Origin of the sequence: Bacillus sp. C28GYM-DRY-1, from assembly GCF_030519405.1 — a bacterium.
In the GTDB taxonomy this organism is placed as follows: Bacteria; Bacillota; Bacilli; order Bacillales; family Bacillaceae; genus Bacillus; species Bacillus spizizenii_A.
Map to the genome: position 1 here is coordinate 90,142 of NZ_JAUMKF010000008.1, position 16,816 is coordinate 106,957.

15 protein-coding genes and 3 pseudogenes are annotated in these 16,816 nt (G+C 44.8%); 4 read left to right on the plus strand and 14 right to left on the minus strand.

Annotation, left to right across the window (positions count from 1 at the left end):
- The first annotated feature begins 85 nt into the window (after positions 1–85).
- Positions 86–1,033 carry a homocysteine S-methyltransferase gene (gene mmuM / locus Q3W56_RS09910; RefSeq protein WP_302895340.1) on the plus strand — a complete coding sequence of 316 codons (948 nt, stop codon included), beginning with the start codon at positions 86–88 and terminating at the stop codon, positions 1,031–1,033.
- Between the two features lie 120 nt (positions 1,034–1,153).
- Positions 1,154–2,566, plus strand: a complete 1,413-nt coding sequence (gene mmuP, locus Q3W56_RS09915) for an S-methylmethionine permease (protein WP_302895341.1) — start codon at positions 1,154–1,156, stop codon at positions 2,564–2,566.
- A 35-nt stretch (positions 2,567–2,601) separates the two neighbouring features.
- On the opposite strand, the gene Q3W56_RS09920 is transcribed toward mmuP, so the two are convergent.
- The 3 genes and pseudogenes from Q3W56_RS09920 to gamR all read right to left on the minus strand — a co-directional run bounded on the left by Q3W56_RS09920 (position 2,602) and on the right by gamR (position 5,112).
- Positions 2,602–3,672, minus strand: a complete 1,071-nt coding sequence (locus Q3W56_RS09920) for a branched-chain amino acid aminotransferase (protein ID WP_302895342.1) — start codon at positions 3,670–3,672, stop codon at positions 2,602–2,604.
- A gap of 423 nt (positions 3,673–4,095) precedes the next feature.
- Complete coding sequence (locus Q3W56_RS09925; protein WP_302895343.1) at positions 4,096–4,371, minus strand: DUF1648 domain-containing protein; 276 nt, start codon at positions 4,369–4,371, stop codon at positions 4,096–4,098.
- A gap of 34 nt (positions 4,372–4,405) precedes the next feature.
- A pseudogene (gene gamR / locus Q3W56_RS09930) lies at positions 4,406–5,112 on the minus strand (transcriptional regulator GamR).
- Between the two features lie 217 nt (positions 5,113–5,329).
- Between gamR and Q3W56_RS09935 the strand changes: the two are divergent.
- Together Q3W56_RS09935 and gltP are read left to right on the plus strand one after the other, a co-directional pair.
- Positions 5,330–5,569: pseudogene (locus Q3W56_RS09935) on the plus strand (glucosamine-6-phosphate deaminase); the annotation flags it as partial.
- A 153-nt stretch (positions 5,570–5,722) separates the two neighbouring features.
- Positions 5,723–6,967: a glutamate-aspartate/proton symporter GltP gene (gene gltP, locus Q3W56_RS09940; protein ID WP_302895344.1), complete on the plus strand. Its 1,245-nt coding sequence runs from the start codon at positions 5,723–5,725 to the stop codon at positions 6,965–6,967.
- A gap of 34 nt (positions 6,968–7,001) precedes the next feature.
- Here the strand turns inward: gltP and trhO are convergent, their stop codons facing one another.
- The 11 genes and pseudogenes from trhO to purT all read right to left on the minus strand — a co-directional run bounded on the left by trhO (position 7,002) and on the right by purT (position 16,507).
- A complete protein-coding gene (gene trhO / locus Q3W56_RS09945) occupies positions 7,002–7,970 on the minus strand; it encodes an oxygen-dependent tRNA uridine(34) hydroxylase TrhO (protein WP_302895346.1) in 969 nt (322 codons plus the stop codon).
- Positions 7,971–8,183: 213 nt separating this feature from the next.
- Positions 8,184–8,975: pseudogene (locus Q3W56_RS09950) on the minus strand (helix-turn-helix domain-containing protein); the annotation flags it as partial.
- Between the two features lie 111 nt (positions 8,976–9,086).
- On the minus strand, positions 9,087–10,424 hold the full coding sequence (locus tag Q3W56_RS09955) for an erythromycin esterase family protein (RefSeq protein ID WP_302895347.1): 1,338 nt from the start codon (positions 10,422–10,424) through the stop codon (positions 9,087–9,089).
- A gap of 104 nt (positions 10,425–10,528) precedes the next feature.
- A complete protein-coding gene (locus Q3W56_RS09960) occupies positions 10,529–10,807 on the minus strand; it encodes a hypothetical protein (RefSeq protein ID WP_302895348.1) in 279 nt (92 codons plus the stop codon).
- A 36-nt stretch (positions 10,808–10,843) separates the two neighbouring features.
- Positions 10,844–11,653, minus strand: a complete 810-nt coding sequence (locus Q3W56_RS09965; RefSeq protein ID WP_302895349.1) for a phosphatidylserine decarboxylase — start codon at positions 11,651–11,653, stop codon at positions 10,844–10,846.
- Positions 11,646–12,134, minus strand: a complete 489-nt coding sequence (locus tag Q3W56_RS09970) for a DedA family protein (protein WP_302895350.1) — start codon at positions 12,132–12,134, stop codon at positions 11,646–11,648. The genes Q3W56_RS09965 and Q3W56_RS09970 overlap by 8 nt, the downstream gene beginning before the upstream one ends.
- Positions 12,125–12,658 carry a CDP-diacylglycerol--serine O-phosphatidyltransferase gene (gene pssA / locus Q3W56_RS09975; protein ID WP_302895351.1) on the minus strand — a complete coding sequence of 178 codons (534 nt, stop codon included), beginning with the start codon at positions 12,656–12,658 and terminating at the stop codon, positions 12,125–12,127. Before pssA ends, Q3W56_RS09970 begins: the two co-directional genes overlap by 10 nt.
- Positions 12,659–12,855: 197 nt before the next feature.
- Positions 12,856–13,740 carry an enantioselective carboxylesterase CesB gene (gene cesB / locus Q3W56_RS09980; RefSeq protein WP_302895352.1) on the minus strand — a complete coding sequence of 295 codons (885 nt, stop codon included), beginning with the start codon at positions 13,738–13,740 and terminating at the stop codon, positions 12,856–12,858.
- Positions 13,741–13,912: 172 nt separating this feature from the next.
- Complete coding sequence (locus Q3W56_RS09985; RefSeq protein ID WP_302895353.1) at positions 13,913–14,308, minus strand: DUF2606 family protein; 396 nt, start codon at positions 14,306–14,308, stop codon at positions 13,913–13,915.
- Positions 14,271–15,212, minus strand: coding sequence for an extracellular metalloprotease Mpr (gene mpr / locus Q3W56_RS09990; RefSeq protein ID WP_302895354.1), 942 nt, complete (start codon positions 15,210–15,212; stop codon positions 14,271–14,273). Before mpr ends, Q3W56_RS09985 begins: the two co-directional genes overlap by 38 nt.
- A 140-nt stretch (positions 15,213–15,352) precedes the next feature.
- Positions 15,353–16,507 (minus strand): phosphoribosylglycinamide formyltransferase 2, encoded by a 1,155-nt coding sequence (gene purT / locus Q3W56_RS09995; protein ID WP_302895355.1) that lies wholly within the window; start codon positions 16,505–16,507, stop codon positions 15,353–15,355.
- Positions 16,508–16,816: the final 309 nt, after the last annotated feature.

Sequence of the window (16,816 nt, forward strand, 5' to 3'; positions counted from 1 at the left end):
TTTGCGTTTATTGACAAACACGTAAGCCTCCATTACGATTTTCATATCTTTTCAAAAAATCTGAAAGAAGGCATCGATACATTCTATGAACCCTATCCAACATATACTAGATACATACCCGCTTATTGTGCTAGACGGCGCCATGGCGACCGAGCTTGAACGCAAGGGCTGTGATTTGAACGACAGTCTTTGGTCGGCAAAAATCCTGATGGAAGAGCCGGACCTGATTAAACAAGTTCATACTGATTATTTCGCGGCAGGCGCTGACTGTGCGATTACCGCCAGCTACCAGTCTACATTTGAAGGCTTTGCGGCACGCGGGCTGAGCGAAGCGAAAGCACGCCGGCTCATCGAGATGTCCGTCAGCATCGCAGCTGTAGCGCGTGATGAATTTTGGGCACTTGAAGAGAACCGTCTGAATCGGCCAAAACCAATCATTGCGGCTTCTGTAGGCCCTTATGGCGCATATCTTGCAGACGGGTCTGAGTATCGGGGTCACTACGGAATTACAGAGGATGAGCTTGTTGAATTTCATCGGCCCCGTATGAAAGCGCTGATCGAAGCCGGAGCTGATGTTTTGGCATGCGAGACAATTCCGTGTCTGACCGAAGCAAAAGCGATTGTCCGGCTGTTGAAGGAATTTCCCGAAACGTATGCGTGGATCAGCTTCAGTGCAAAAGACGGCCTGCATATCAGTGACGGAACACTTGCCGCTGACTGCGCGTCATGGCTTGATGAGCACCGCCAAGTTGCAGCGCTCGGCATCAACTGCACGCCGCTTCAGCATATCCCTTCTTTAATAGAAGCGTTAAAAAAGCACACATCAAAACCGATCATCGTCTACCCAAATTCAGGCGAGCAATATGATCCGGAGACAAAAACGTGGAACGGCGCAGCATGCGCAGTACCATACGGACAAAGCGCACGTATGTGGCATGAAAAAGGAGCAAAGCTGATTGGCGGCTGCTGCCGGACAAAACCTGAAGATATCAAAGAAATTGCAACATGGGCGCACGCTTTAAAAACAACTTGACTTATCGGAATTGTTTGTATATTCTATCTAAAAGCCGGTTCTCCGGAGTCTCGTGTCACTCGCTGACATGAGATTTTTTATTAGGAATGAAATAAATCGCCGATAGAAAGTTGGAAAAAGATGAAATCTGCTCACAACAAGAATGAGACAAACTTTCAGAGAAGTATGAAAAGCCGGCACCTCTTTATGCTTTCCTTAGGGGGTGTCATCGGAACCGGGCTGTTTTTAAGCTCTGGCTATACCATTCAGCAAGCAGGCCCCGCGGGAACGATACTCGCCTACTTAGTCGGCGCCGGAATCGTCTATTTGGTCATGCTGTGCCTCGGTGAGCTGTCAGTGGCCATGCCTGTCACGGGCGCCTTTCACACCTATGCTGCGAAATACATAGGGCCGGGCACCGGGTTCACGGTTGCTTGGCTGTACTGGCTGACATGGACCGTGGCATTGGGATCAGAATTCACTGCAGCCGGCCTGTTAATGCAGCGCTGGTTCCCCCATACGTCCGTTTGGATGTGGAGTGCCGTCTTTGCGCTGTTCATTTTCTTGCTGAACGCATTTTCAGTCAAGTTTTTCGCTGAATCAGAATTTTGGTTTTCCAGCATTAAAGTATTAGCCATTATATTGTTTATTCTTTTAGGCGGCTCTGCCATGTTCGGCATCCTCCCGATTCAAGGCGGAGAAGCCGCTCCGATGCTGTCCAACTTCACAGCGGAAGGCGGGCTCTTTCCCAATGGATTTGTCCCGATCTTGATGACAATGCTTTCCGTTAATTTTGCCTTCTCGGGAACTGAACTGATCGGAATCGCCGCCGGAGAAAGCGTTGATCCCGACAAGACGATACCAAAAGCAATTAAAACAACGGTCTGGCGTCTTTCACTCTTTTTTGTCGGAACGATATTCGTGCTGTCAGGAATGATTCCGATACAAGATGCAGGCGTTATCAAAAGCCCGTTTGTCGCTGTCTTTGACAGAGTCGGTGTCCCGTATGCAGCCGATATCATGAACTTTGTCATCCTGACAGCGATTCTGTCAGCTGCTAATTCCGGACTTTACGCTTCTTCCCGGATGCTGTGGTCTTTATCAAAAGAAAAAACGCTTCACCCTACATTTGCAAAGCTGACGTCAAAAGGAACCCCGTTTAACGCGCTGGTATTCAGTATGATCGGCGGCATTCTGTCATTGCTGTCCAGCGTATTTGCGCCAGACACTGTATACGTTGTGCTCGTGTCGATTTCCGGGTTTGCGGTTGTTGTCGTGTGGATGGGTATCGCCGCTTCTCAATTCATGTTCAGAAAACGTTATGTAGAAGCTGGAAACAAGGTAGCCGATTTGTCTTACCGGACCCCTTTGTATCCGTTCGTGCCGATTGCCGCGTTCCTGTTATGCCTGGCTTCCGTCATCGGCATAGCCTTTGATCCGAATCAACGAATCGCACTGTATTGCGGCATACCGTTTATGGCCATCTGTTATGCAGCATATTATGCGAAAAACCGCATAAGCCAGCCGACTGCTGATATCACTCATTCAGAATAAACAGAACCTGCCTCCGAGCAGGTTCTGTTTCATCTTCAAACTTCCACCGTCCAGTTGAACGGCCCCTTCACTTTCCCAAGCTGAATATTTGTTATCGTTTCATACAGCTTTTTCGAGATATCCCCGATTTGCCCGTCGCCTACAATCACCGTTTTCCCATGAATATTGAGTTCACCGACAGGCGTAACGACTGCTGCAGTTCCCGTGCCGAAGACCTCTGTCAATTCTCCGCGTGCAGAAGCCGCGTAAATCTCGTCAATCGAAATTCTCTCTTCACGAACCGGAATGCCCCAGCTCCGAATCAGCTCAATCGCAGACGCACGCGTAATTCCGCTTAAAATACTTCCGCTTAATGCCGGTGTGACAGCTTCCCCGTTCATAACGAAAAAGATGTTCATGCTCCCTACTTCTTCCACGTATTTCTTTTCAATGGCATCCAGCCACAGCACCTGGTCATAGCCCAGCTCATTCGCTTTCTGCTGCGCCTGAAGGCTGGCCGCGTAATTTCCGGACGTTTTTGCACTTCCGACTCCGCCGTTCACCGCCCGCACGTACTCATCTTCGACGTAGATTCTAACTGGCTTCAGCTGATCGTCGCCATAATAGGAGCCGACAGGCGAAAGCACAATCATGAACGTATAGCTCTTGGATGCCTTCACACCGAGACTTGGTTCTGTGGCAATGACAAACGGACGTATATACAGTGACGTACCCTTTTCCTTTGGAACCCAATCCTTCTCCAGCTCAACTAATTGCATCAATGCCTCAAGCACCAGCTCTTCGTCTAAAGGCGGCATACTCATGCGCTCACACGATCTGTTCAGCCGTTTGATGTTTTGATCCGGACGGAACAGCAGCACTCTGCCATCTTCTGTTCTGTACGCTTTTAATCCTTCAAAGACAGCCTGGCCGTAGTGAAAAACAGATGCAGACGGATCAAGCGTAAGCGGCGCGTACGGCTCAATTCTCGGATGGTACCAGCCCATTCCCTCTTCATAATCCATCACAAACATATAATCTGTAAAATATTTCCCGAATTCCAAGGATGAAGGTTCGGGCTTTTCCTTATGAAATGCAGTTTTTTCTCGTTCAATAAGCTTATTCAATCTGATCAGCACACCTTTCACAGCATAGTTGTTTTAATATTCAGTCTTTTTAAAGTTAAAAAAGTATACAGCCTCTTCTTTGATTATACGCCGCTCTACACCTGCAAATTTCAGAATATTCTTTATGATCATCAGCTATTATACACCACATTCTTTGTCAAATGAAGATGAAATAAAAGAAAAACTGCCCGTTTTAGGCTTTTGTTATCTTTTTTCAGTGTGATTGATAACCCTTGAAGTCTAGGAAGGACGAGCATTAAAGGTGCTCTCACAAAATGTGATGACGGCGGCATTAGGCAGGACACTTGGGGCAATTAGCTGCCGTTTCTTTCATAACTGGTGAGCACCAACGTGCCGGCTGACGACGAGTGCAAGAGTTTGCCGGCACGCCGAAACAGCCAGATTCAATCTGGCTGCCTCATTTTAGACTGCTAAATACAGGACGACCATATGGCAAATCAGCAAAAGATATACTGCAATCACAAATTGCCAATTGATCTTCCGCGCCCATGCAAACACAACCATCATAACAGGCAGTATTACAGTCCCCGCCAGCTTGTTCACCGTCAGATCCGGGCTGTTCGTTCCATCATAGTGAATCGGCATCTCCGCCGGAAGAAATGGGTAAAACACGATTGAAAGGATGAAAGCAGCAATCACAGCCCCCCACAGCGCCTTTCCATTCATCAATAGAAACATAAAACCACCATCCCTTTCATCGTCACGCATCACTTTATGAATGATATGACTGTTCTACGGTGAATTTCATCGGACTCCTCGCGTAATAATTTGCGCATATTCCACTGCTTCTTCATTTTTATCATAGGTGAGAGATTCTGATAAAAATGCCGGTGCTCCGACATTGGTTAACAAGTGGCCGCTGATCGTTTCATCGGTTAAAATCGGCTCGATTGATTCTGTGCCTCTGCTGATTTCAATATTGTATTTTGTCCTTAACAGTTCAAACAGCGAGCCTGTGCACTCTTCCTGTGCCAGCCCCGGTGCGGGTCTCCAGGGAATATAGGAGGTGTGATACTGCAAGGGCTCCCCCTCGGCGTATCTGACCCTGACAAGCTTGTTGACAGGGTCATTCTCTCTCATTTTCAAAAGCTCGGCAATGGAGTGATCAGCAGGTATCACCACGAGTTCAAGCACTTTTGATTCAGAACGCAGGCCCCTCATTTGTTCTGCAAAGCTTGTAATCTTATGCGGAATCGGCGATTGTATTTTTGCAGCCGATACAAATGTTCCTTTCCCTTGAATTCTTTTAATATACCTCTCAAGCTCAAGCTGCTGCAGGGCCAGTCTCACAGTTGTTCTGCTGACATCATATTATTCGCAAAACTCGCTCTCCGTCGGCAGCTGATCATTCGCCTGATACTTGCCCGACTTCATTAATTCAATGATTTTAAACTTGATAACAGAATATAAAGCTGTCATTTCATTCTCCCCATTCTGTATGCAACCGTTCTTTTTGATTGAGACCATAATATCACTTGCCAGCCTCATATGAAAGATTTGTATCCTCCTTTTATAACAAATTTTCAGAAATTAATATTGAAAGTTTGATTACGGTGGCGCTAAATTCGTAATGACAACCATCTTAAATTGGTTATAACAAATATGGTGCTTGTCTATCTCTTTGAGGGGGTGTCACATGAAGATTATAATCGCCGAGCACTATGAAGAACTTTGTAAGTTAAGCGCTAACATGATGAAAGGCTAAGAAAGATGCCGTTCTCGGCCTGGCAACAGGAAGCACGCCGGTCGGCTTGTACAAGCAGCTGGTTTCAGACTATCAGGCAGGCGAAATCGATTTTTCAAAGGTTACTACATTTCATTTGGATGAATACGCTGGTCTCTCTCCGTCTCATCCGCAAATTATAACCATTTTATGCAAATGAAGTAAGATAGTCCCCCCTGAAGCGAAGGACTTTTTTGCCAACATAATGAAAGCGCTATCAAAATAAAATTTGAAATAAGGTGTTTTCATGTAATTTACCAAGATATGAATATGCCTCATCCTATCATCATGAAAAGGGGGATTCGTTTGAAGAAATTGATCGCGTTCCAAATTTTAATCGCTTTGGCTGTCGGCGCAGCAGTCGGCCATTTTTTCCCTGATTTTGGGATGGCGTTGAGGCCTGTCGGAGATGGGTTTATTCGTTTGATTAAAATGATTGTCGTGCCAATTGTGTTTTCTACTATTGTCATCGGAGCTGCAGGAAGCGGAAGCATGAAAAAAATGGGCAGTCTCGGGATTAAGACGATCATTTGGTTTGAAGTGATTACCACGATGGTATTGGCGCTTGGACTTGTATTAGCGAATGTCTTAAAACCCGGTGTCGGGCTTGACCTCTCCCATTTGGCGAAAAAAGATATCAATGAACTTTCCGGCTACACAGACAAAGTTGTTGATTTTAAACAAATGATCCTTGATATTATTCCTACAAATATTATTGACGTCATGGCCAGAAATGATTTGCTCGCCGTTATCTTCTTTGCGATTTTGTTTGGTGTCGCCGCGGCCGGCATTGGCAAAGCCTCTGAACCAGTGATGAATTTCTTTGAATCCACCGCTCAAATTATGTTCAAACTCACGCAAATCGTCATGGTGACTGCTCCTATTGGCGTGCTAGCCTTGATGGCAGCCTCTGTGGGCCAATATGGCATCGAACTCCTCCTCCCTATGTTTAAACTGGTTGGCACGGTGTTCCTTGGTCTGTTCCTGATCCTCTTTGTCCTCTTTCCGCTTGTCGGTCTCATCTTTCATATTAAGTATTTCGAAGTGTTAAAAATGATATGGGATCTGTTTTTGATCGCGTTTTCCACCACCAGCACCGAAACCATACTCCCTCAGCTGATGGACAGAATGGAGAAATACGGCTGCCCAAAACGAGTGGTATCATTTGTCGTTCCCTCTGGCTTGTCACTGAACTGCGACGGCTCCAGTTTATATTTATCAGTTTCCTGTATTTTTCTGGCGCAGGCCTTTCATGTAGACATGACATTGTCCCAGCAGCTGATGATGATGCTTGTGCTTGTCATGACTAGTAAAGGCATTGCAGCTGTTCCGTCAGGCTCGCTTGTTGTTCTTCTGGCAACTGCCAATGCTGTAGGGCTTCCTGCTGAAGGCGTCGCCATAATAGCGGGCGTTGACCGTGTCATGGACATGGCGAGAACAGGCGTGAACGTACCGGGGCATGCGATGGCCTGCATCGTGGTGTCAAAATGGGAAAAGGCCTTCCGCGAAAAAGAATGGGCCTCTGCAAACGGACAAACCGATAGCGTATAAAAAAGAACACCTCATTCCCGAGGTGTTCTTTCGATTATTCAGCAGCAACGTGATCTTCTTTTTCAATCGCTGCCAGTCTTGCGTTTACTTCTTCTTCTGTCATATTGTGCTCTGAAACATATAGGTTTCTTGGGTTCGTACGACATTCGTGGCTGCAGCTGCGCATATATTTATACTCATTTTCCGGTGTGCATATCATCTTTTTGTTGCAAGATGGATTTGCGCAGTTCACATAACGCTCACACGGTTCACCTGTAAAGTAGTCTTTTCCGACAACCACATGCTCGACACGGTTGACAGGCACGCTGATTCTTTCATCGAAGACGTAGCACTGGCCGTCCCACAGCTTGCCTTGCACCTCAGGATCTTTTCCATATGTCACAATTCCGCCGTCAAGCTGTGCTACATCTTCAAAGCCTTGCTTCACCAGCCAGCCTGAGAATTTTTCGCAGCGCACGCCGCCCGTGCAGTATGTTAAAATCTTTTTGCCTTTAAGCATGTCTTTGTGTTCTTCGATCCATTCAGGCAATTCACGGAAGGCTTCGATGTCAGGACGGACTGCTCCTCTAAAATGGCCAAGATCATACTCGTAATCATTACGCGCGTCAATTACAATTGTGTTTGGATCCTGCATTTTCTCATAAAATTCTGCAGGCTTCAAATGCTGACCTGTTGTTTCATTCGGATCCACATCATCTTCAAGACGAAGCGTCACAAGCTCTTTTTTATGACGGACAAAGATTTTTTTGAACGCATGGCCTTCTGCTTCATCAATTTTAAATACCATGTCGGCAAAACGAGGATCAGCTTTCATTGTTTCCATATATTTTTCAGTCTGTTCAACCGTACCTGATACCGTACCGTTAATTCCTTCAGAAGAAACAAGGATACGGCCTAACAAACCAAGCTCCTTACAAAAAGCCAGATGCTGCTCTTTAAACGCCTCTGGATCTTCAATCGGAACATATTTATAGTAAAGTAGTACTCTGTATTGTTTTTCCATGATTTAAACACCCTGTTCGATTATAGTTAGTTGTTATGCACACACTTACTATATCATACAGGAAAATGACGCAAAGATGAACAGATCCGCCCAGACTGACAAAAATATCCAAGCTCTTACAAAACCAAGCGGCACATGGGTTCATTAATATACAATGGTATTTTCCATTAAATTACTAATTAAAGTAGTTATCTGAAAACTATTTTATAGTTCCTCTTCAAAAACAACATGATCCATCCACATCTGACCCGGCCCAGATAATAGGACACCAAAAGATATCACAGCACTCTTTTCAGGGACATCTAAAACAATAGCATAATGATTCCAATTGGTTGTCCCGGTAATAGGCCTGTTGCTCATATTGTCAAATTGGAGAACATCGTCAACAGCACTGTCAATCCGCATCCAAAGTGAGGCAAAATGCTTCACTCCTCTTGTTTTGATAAAACTTGATAGCCGAAGCCTTTTTCCTAGATAGCGATCTGCCTTAAATTGCTGCATCATCGTCGCAAATTCACCGTTGCCCTGCACCATCGTTGATTTTAAATACCCTGAAGCTTTTCCCTGATGTACATTTTCCCGGTCAACCCCCATTTCGTATTGGAATGGATGGCTCCCGTTCAATAACCAGCCCTTCATTTTTTTCCCCATGCGAGATTCCTCCTTTTTTGCAGTCAATCGCTTCATAAATGTTCGATATGCTCCAGGCGGCATGTGATACAGCTTTTTGAACGTCCTCGTAAATGCTTCTTGAGATTCAAACTGATAATGCAAAGCAATATCCATAATACGAAAATCGGTATAAAGCAATGCTGCCGCTGCTGTAGCAAGACGTCTTAAACGAATATAAGAAGCAACCGACATACCGACTTCTTTTTGAAAGATTCGATGAAAATGGAATTTTGAAAAGCCTGAAACGTTTACAATATCCTCACTTGATATTTGCTCATGTAAATGTGATTCAATCCAATCGATTGTTTTCTGGATAGCTTTTTCATAATACATATCACGCTTCAATCTCCTTTCTGTTTTAGAATAATGGATCACAGCTTATATGTTTTGATTTTTTTTGCGATATGTAAAAACCCCCTGTACTATAACAGGGGGGAACACTACTCACTTGATAATAACTGATGGCGTGATATGCTCCAGCCAAATGACACCGTCATATTGTTCCTTCAAGATCATCTGCTCTTCCGTAATCCCCCAATAGAGTGCTGTCCGCGGGGTGTACATCCACGAAGTGCCTTTCTTGTTTTTTGTATGGAGAAAATCAACAAAGACAGCTGGATGGTTCGCAGCTTTCAGCAAGGCTTCAAGACTTCCAGACGGCGGCGGGCTTGTGACCGGCGTAACGGTCTTATTATCGCTATCGAGACTGGCGCCTGAATATGCATAAATGCCAATCGTATATGTTTGTTTTTTCAGCCGCTCCGGCAAATAATCACCCATGTTAGGGCCGTTTAGCTCTACCCAGTCCTTTATCATTTTGGTATTCTGTTTGCGAAGATGGTAATTGTGGCCCCAGACAATGATCTTCTTCTTCGGATAAAGGGTTTCCGCAACCCACTGAAATTGTTCAGCCATCATGCGGTCTCTCATATAGAATGAAAAATCCTCAATATTATCCGGATAATCCTTTAGTTTTTCTTTCATTTCTTCCAGCATATACGTTTCCATGACGTCAATTCTCAGCTGAAGGGAATGCATAAACATCTCATAAGCTTTCGGCTCTTTCGGAAGGTGTGCTTTTAGCTCTGAAACATGTGTTTCAGCGAACTTGATCAGCTCTTGATAGTTTTTCGCAAGCGCTTCTTTCTTTTGCGCAAATTCTTCAAACGTACTGCTGTCTGTCACCAAAGTTGAAAAGTCATTTTCTGATTGAGAGAGCAGCTCTGCTTTTTCAGGGTCCACTGCTTTGACCCATTGGTTTGCAGCGTCATTGAATGAATTCTTCATGCTTTGAATATCAAAACCCGTAAGGATAAGCGGATCGCCTTTCTCTTTTTGCTCTTTCATGTAAGCAAACAGCTCAACAGCATCTTCTGTGTGCCAAACGGGATATATGGATTTTTTCATCGTGCTTTTAGAGGTAAGTTGATCCATATTAAGGTAGGATGCATTTGTATCGGTAAAGCCAGACTCAAAGGCCAATACATCGTACCCCAGTTCTTCGTGGAGGTATTTGATCATGCGTACTTTTGTTGCATTGATTTCGCCAGCGCCGTGTGTGGTTTCTCCTAACTGAACGATTCGTTTTCCTTTCAGCACCTTCTCCAGAAATCGAAGGTCTTTGTTTGAGACACCGGCAGAATCTAGTGGATGTGCATGTCGTTCAATCCACCGATTCCAATGTTTTTCCTCAGAAGCAGCTCGGGCGGAGGCTGAAAAAGAAGTAAACGCCAAACAGACAATCAGCAGTGGCAGAGCCGTTTTCACTATCATTCGTTTCAATTCAATCTCTCCTTTTCTATAAGGTTCTCTAGTCATTACGAGATTGATACAGAAGAAGTTTCCTTTTTTCACCAACAAAAAAAGCTTCTCTATTGAAAGAAGCTTTAGCTGGATCCTCTCATCACCTGATGAAAGTAAAACCGATACGTATTTCGTAGAAATGTTTCAACTGGAATCTGCACATCCGCTTGGTATTTGCTGATGATGAATGGAAACCGCTCGATCCCTTTCACACGCAAATCACTCGCTTGCTCTTCATCTGCTGCCATCCCTTGCAGTACCGCTTCAACGATCGGCCAGCACGCTTCCCGCACTTGCCGCAGGACGGCTTCATCTCCGGTGTTCTGATAATCTTTGATCCAGCTGATGATTTGTTTCTCCATGAGTATCACCTTTCTTCAAAAAAAGAGGCGCTGCGTTTATACGAGCTCCTCTTTTTGTTCTTCGTATCCTATCAATTCTCCGACTTGGACTTCTTGGCCTTCTGTTAAATTGGCTGACGGCTGGAACGCGTCTTTTTCAAAAATCAATATGACGGTTGAGCCAAATGAAAAATATCCAAGCTCCTCGCCGATCTCCAGCACGTCCCGTGTACTCGTCTGCACGATAGAGTTAATATTCATCGCGCCGACGGGAATCATCAGGATATTTCGAGTGCCGCCATTCAGCTCGTACACAAACCGGTAATTTTTCGACAGCACGTCTTTTCCGTATTTTAACCCTAATTGATTTACAGGGTAAGAACGATTTCCAAGCTCGGCCAGCTTTTGATACCTGCAGCTGATCGGAGAATGGAAACGGTGATAATGCCGCGGGCTTAGATACAGCACGATGAAGTATCCGCCGTTGTATTGATGGTCTGCGCTTTTACAGCCGGTCAGCTCAGCGAAAGAGTAATCTTTTCCCTTTACTCTAAAGGTTTGATTCGGGTTGATTGTTCCTACCGTCTGAACCACACCGTCAACAGGGCTAACCACCGCGTGCGCCTCTTTTGAAACTGGGCGCCGCTCCAATTTAATATGTCGAATGAACAATTCGGACAGCGAACTGTAATCAGCGGCCGATCCGTCTACATCATCCCAATTTAGCCGAAAATGTTTTGAAAAAAGCGGAATGACCGGTTTGCTGATTTTAGACTCGCAAAATCCTTTAATCAGATAGGATGACAGACGATGATTCGTCAGCTCTATCAATGATCGATACAGAATCTTTACAGCCGTATTAAACATGAATAATCCCTATTACCCTTCCGATTGTAATAAAAATAAAGCACCATAAAAAGGCGCCGATTGCCGCAAACAAAATATACGTTTTCAAGTTCATTTTGCCGATTCCCGAAAAATAACACGTCATATGTCTGACGCCTGGAATGAAATATCCTAAAATAAGAGAATATGGACCGTATTTATTCATCCATTTTTCTACTTTCATCATTCTCTTTTCTTTTAATCCGATCCACTTGCCGTACTTGTCGATAAACGGGCGGCCGGCTTTTCTGCCGATCATGTAGCTGATCAGCATACCTGACAAAGCTCCGACAAAGCTGATGAATATTGAAAGCTCATAATTCAGCACGTCCGTATTTGTGAAGTAGCCGACAACAGTCATCATCACTTCATCTGGAATCGGCAATCCAACAATCCCTAGAACCAGCATCAAAAAAATAGCGAGATAACCGTAATCCGCTATGAGATCCTGAACTAATTCCATCTCCCGGACTCCAGGTTTTCTGCCGCATGTTTTTTAAAATGAGGGAATTTGATTTTACTCACCATTAAATAGGAAAGTCCGCAAGCGCCGATTGCCAGCAGGATCGGGTGATAGGTAAAGCTGAGAAGCACAAGACACATACCCGCAAATGGAATCGGCATCCCGATAAAGGTCGGAAGCTTGCTTTGCTCAATGTTAAATTTAGAGAGACGAAGCATTCCACAAATGCTGTACGTCAATGCGCATAAAATCCCGATAAACGGAAGGGCGTATAATGAGACACTGTACGCAAGCATAGAAGGAGCCACACCAAACGTCACTAGATCAGCAAATGAATCCAGTTCTTTTCCCATATCAGAAACGGCATTCAGTTTACGTGCTGCCATCCCGTCAAAGAAATCAAGAAACAGGCCGATAAAAATAAAAAGCACTGCGGAATGAATGTTGTGATATAACAACGAATGAATCGCCAGCATTCCGCAAGTAAAGTTTCCTATCGTAATCATACAGGGGATATAATTCACAGTGTAACCAAACCTCCAATTGTAAAACCATCTATCTCATTCGACGATTGCATCGAATAGCGTTACAGGAAAAATTTTCTCTATTAAGCATGATAACATAGAATGCCCCCAAAAAAGCAGCACTCAAATTCTATTATTATACAACATTTGTTATCTTTTGAACAATGAATGCCAATCTTTTCATGTTTCTTACTATATTATTTCCCGCTCAAAAAGGACAAGACGCGTTGATTGACGTACTCTGGCCGCTCCAGAGATAACAGATGTCCGGTGTTCTTCACGATTTCAGCCTGAATCCCCGGCACCAATACTGAAGCCCGTTCTAAAGCCATTTGCTGATGGTACCTGACCTCGTACTCACCAAACATCAGGAGTATCGGGACCGTTATCGATCTCAATTCCCGGTCTGTGAACACGTACGGAAAGCCATTTTCTGTCGGCTTCAGGCTTCTTTGTTCGTCCTGCCATTCCACACCCGTTACAATTTGTCTTTGCAGTACAGGATGTAGATCATAACGGCTATCGGTAATCCACTTCATATATGCATGAGCTCCTCTTGATCCCGTAAGCCCTGCAACGTATTTATAGACATCCGGATGAAATGAAATAAATGCTTCGGCGGGACTCATAACAACCGCCCGCTCTACTCTTTCAGGGACTTGGAGCAAGAAATTCACGATATGGGACCCTCCAAGCGAAAGGCCTGCCAGGTGTGCTGTCTCAAGTCCAAGAGAATCAAAGACATCTTTCAGCCATTCTGCGCAATCAGCTCTCGTATCCAGAGGGGCTGATGGGATACTTTTATTTTTGTCTCCTATTATATCGACTGCATATGTACGATATTGACTGCTCCACTCCGCGATATTCGGATACCACATAGCAGAACTGAAGAGCCCCCCGTGAAGCAAAATGAGCGAAGGTGCGTCCTTTGGCCCACTTGCCATGATATGTGTTTTTCCAAAACGAGTAGAAACATAGAATGCTTCCGACTCAATCGGCCACAAAGAAAGGCTTTTATCATATGCCTGGTAAAAGCGGAGACCGCTCTCAGCCACGGCGAGCTGCATCGAATCTTGTGTCATCTTCTTCTTTTTCCTCCGGGTTTGATTGATATAAAATAAAGGGTAACACCCCTTTTGTCTCATAAGAAAAAATACCTATTTCTCATTATCTCATATTATAAATTTCCAGTATATAGTTTGGCTTCCTGTGATCCATAAAAAAGGCAGTTTCCCTCGAAATCAGAGAAACCGCCTATTCTTTGAAAACTAATAGAATGACCTTATCTTTTTTATCCTCTGTAAATGAGATGTCATGGGTTACTGATGTTTCACCCTTCGTCAATGCAACTGAGTAGTCACCTTTTTTGCCTGCCCATTTGATGTCTCCGTTTTTATCTGTTTGACCAAGTATCTCGCCAATCTCTTTACTTGGCTTCTGGTCTGAGACTGGCGCTTTGACAATCGTAATTTGAACCCCTTCGACGGGCAGCCCCTTAGCATCCTCCACATGAAGAGTAACAGGGATAGCCGTTTCTTTCTGAGCAGATTGCGTTTGTGAGCTGCATCCGCATAAAAACATAATAAACATGAAAATAGCTAATGTGCTGTATTTATTGATTTGCCCAATATTGAATATTGTTGAATACATCGTTCGTCACCCTTGTTCCCAAGTTATATGACGATCCCCCGTTCGTGTGAATAGCAATAGCTGTCTGCCCTGTATCACTATAGTTTCGGTAAACAGGCGAGCCGCTTTGACAGCCGTACGTATCAGTTGTATAGGTCAGCTTATACGTTTCAGCGGATCGAATCGGCTTTGTATCCGACCACATCGTGCCAAAGGTTTTGTCACACGGGAATCCTGTCACTGACGAGGAAAGGCCCGCGGGACTGCTGCTGTTTGTTGTCCGGTAGCCGTACCAGCCAACCGTGTTTCCAGGAGAACCGTTTAATTTAATCGCTCCGTAATCATAATTGGTGTTATTGCTCTCCGTCCATCCTTTGACGGAGTAAAACATCGTGCCTGAATAAGTACCGTATGGATATGAAGAACCATTGCGGCCCGGCGCTGCGGTTATCGTCGAAGCCCATCCGTGCTCCTGGCTGTACACACAATGTCCAGCCGTTACGACAGTATTCGGATTGACTAAAAATCCGGTACATCCATAAGTGCTAGAGGTGTTGGGATACTTAATTGAAAGTTGAACAGTTGCTCTATAAGGAAAAGACGTAGTGCTGGAGATTCTGATGCGTTCATCGGTTCCGATGATACTTGAAGGCTGTAAGGTTTGAATGTTTTTTTCCAGTTCCGTTTGCCCGCCGTATAGCGATTTGCTTGTTTTTCCGGTTCCCTCAAAAGGGGCGGAAACCTGTTCTTCTTTTGACGTTTGATTTTTTGTGGCATCCGCTTCTTTACCTGTATTTGATACAGAAGTTTGCGGATTCTCTGCCGCCTTTGCCGGTACAGCAAAAGATACCGCCGCTGCCATCGCCAAGCATAAAACCATAAAGCAAGCGGCACATTGTTTTCTGAATGTTGGAACTAATTTCATTCTGTCATCTCCCTCCCTTTGTGTCAACCACCCATAACAGTGGAAGACTTTTACATTATAATCACGTTTCTGATTCTTATGATAAAACTTTTATAAGGATTAAAAAAAGGCCTTGTACCCTGACAAGGCCTGCTTTCGCTCTATGTTATAGATAGCTGATCCAACGCTTTCTTTGCGTTATTTCTCGCTGTTTCAACTGTATCAGCCGCAGAAAGCGCAACCGCCATACGGCGTCCGGCTTTCGTTATCGGCTTACCAAAGACGCGAACTTGTGTCTTTGGCACTGCCAGTGCGTGTTCCAGTCCTTCTACAGTGTAATCCGCTGATTCTGCCGATGCTTTAAGGGGCCGGCTGGCGCCAGGAGAAAGCTGCGTGATTTCTGTAATCGGAAAACCGAGAATTGCCCGGACATGCAGCGCGAATTCCGACAAATTTTGCGTCACCAGCGTCACAAGACCTGTATCATGCGGTCGAGGAGACACCTCACTGAAATACACCTTTTCTTTCGCTAGGAAAAGCTCAACGCCAAACAGGCCGTACCCGCCAAGCTCATCGGTAATGGTTTTTGCGATATGCCTGGCTTCTTCCATTTGCTGCTCCGTCATATGATGCGGCTGCCAAGATTCGATATAATCTCCGTCCTTTTGCACATGTCCGATCGGTTCACAGAAAGTCGTGCCGTTGACTGCACGAACAGTTAAAAGCGTAATTTCTGATTCAAATGGAATAAACTCCTCTACGATCACGCGGCCGTTTTTCACCCGTCCGCCTTCCATCGCCGTCTCCCAGCAGCTCTCTAAATCCGCTTCAGAGCGGCACACGCTTTGACCTTTTCCAGAAGAACTCATCAATGGTTTAACGACACAAGGGAAGCCGATCCGAGCTGTCGCTTGTACAAATTCGTCATATGTATTCGCAAATTCATAGCCAGCCGTCGTAAGTCCAAGCGTTTCTGCCGCAAGCCGCCTGATGCCTTCCCGATCCATCGTCAGCTTTGCCGCACGTGCATTCGGGATGACATGAAACCCTTCCTCTTCAAGCTTCAGCAATTCATCCGTCGCAATTGCCTCCACCTCAGGCACAATCAAATCCGGTTTTTCTTTCTCAATGACGCTTCTGATCTGCTCGCTGTCCAGCATATCAACGACATAGCTGTTATGCGCGACCTGCATCGCCGGAGCATGCGCGTAACTGTCAACCGCCACCGTCTGTACCCCAAGACGCTGGGCTTCAATCACTACTTCTTTACCTAACTCACCTGAACCTAATAATATAACCTTCTTTGATTGATACATCTTTGCCCCTCCTATCTGCTTCCCAACCATTATAACTGAAATATTTGAAAAATAAATTTTTATTCAAAAAGACGAAGTTAGAAATTATCACGAGCTGGCATCAGAGGTTTTTTCACAGCAGGTGAGCTCCACATATACCGTACAGAATCACCTAAAATTTATATGTACAAAACCAATGTAGGAAACCGGCATATGGGCACGACAGACTGATCCAGCAGCTTTTCCTGTCTGCGAGCAAAACAAATGAATAAATAGGATCAGTAAAAAAGTACTGTTTTTCCTTGATTATTCTGTTTGCGCTCCTTTCCT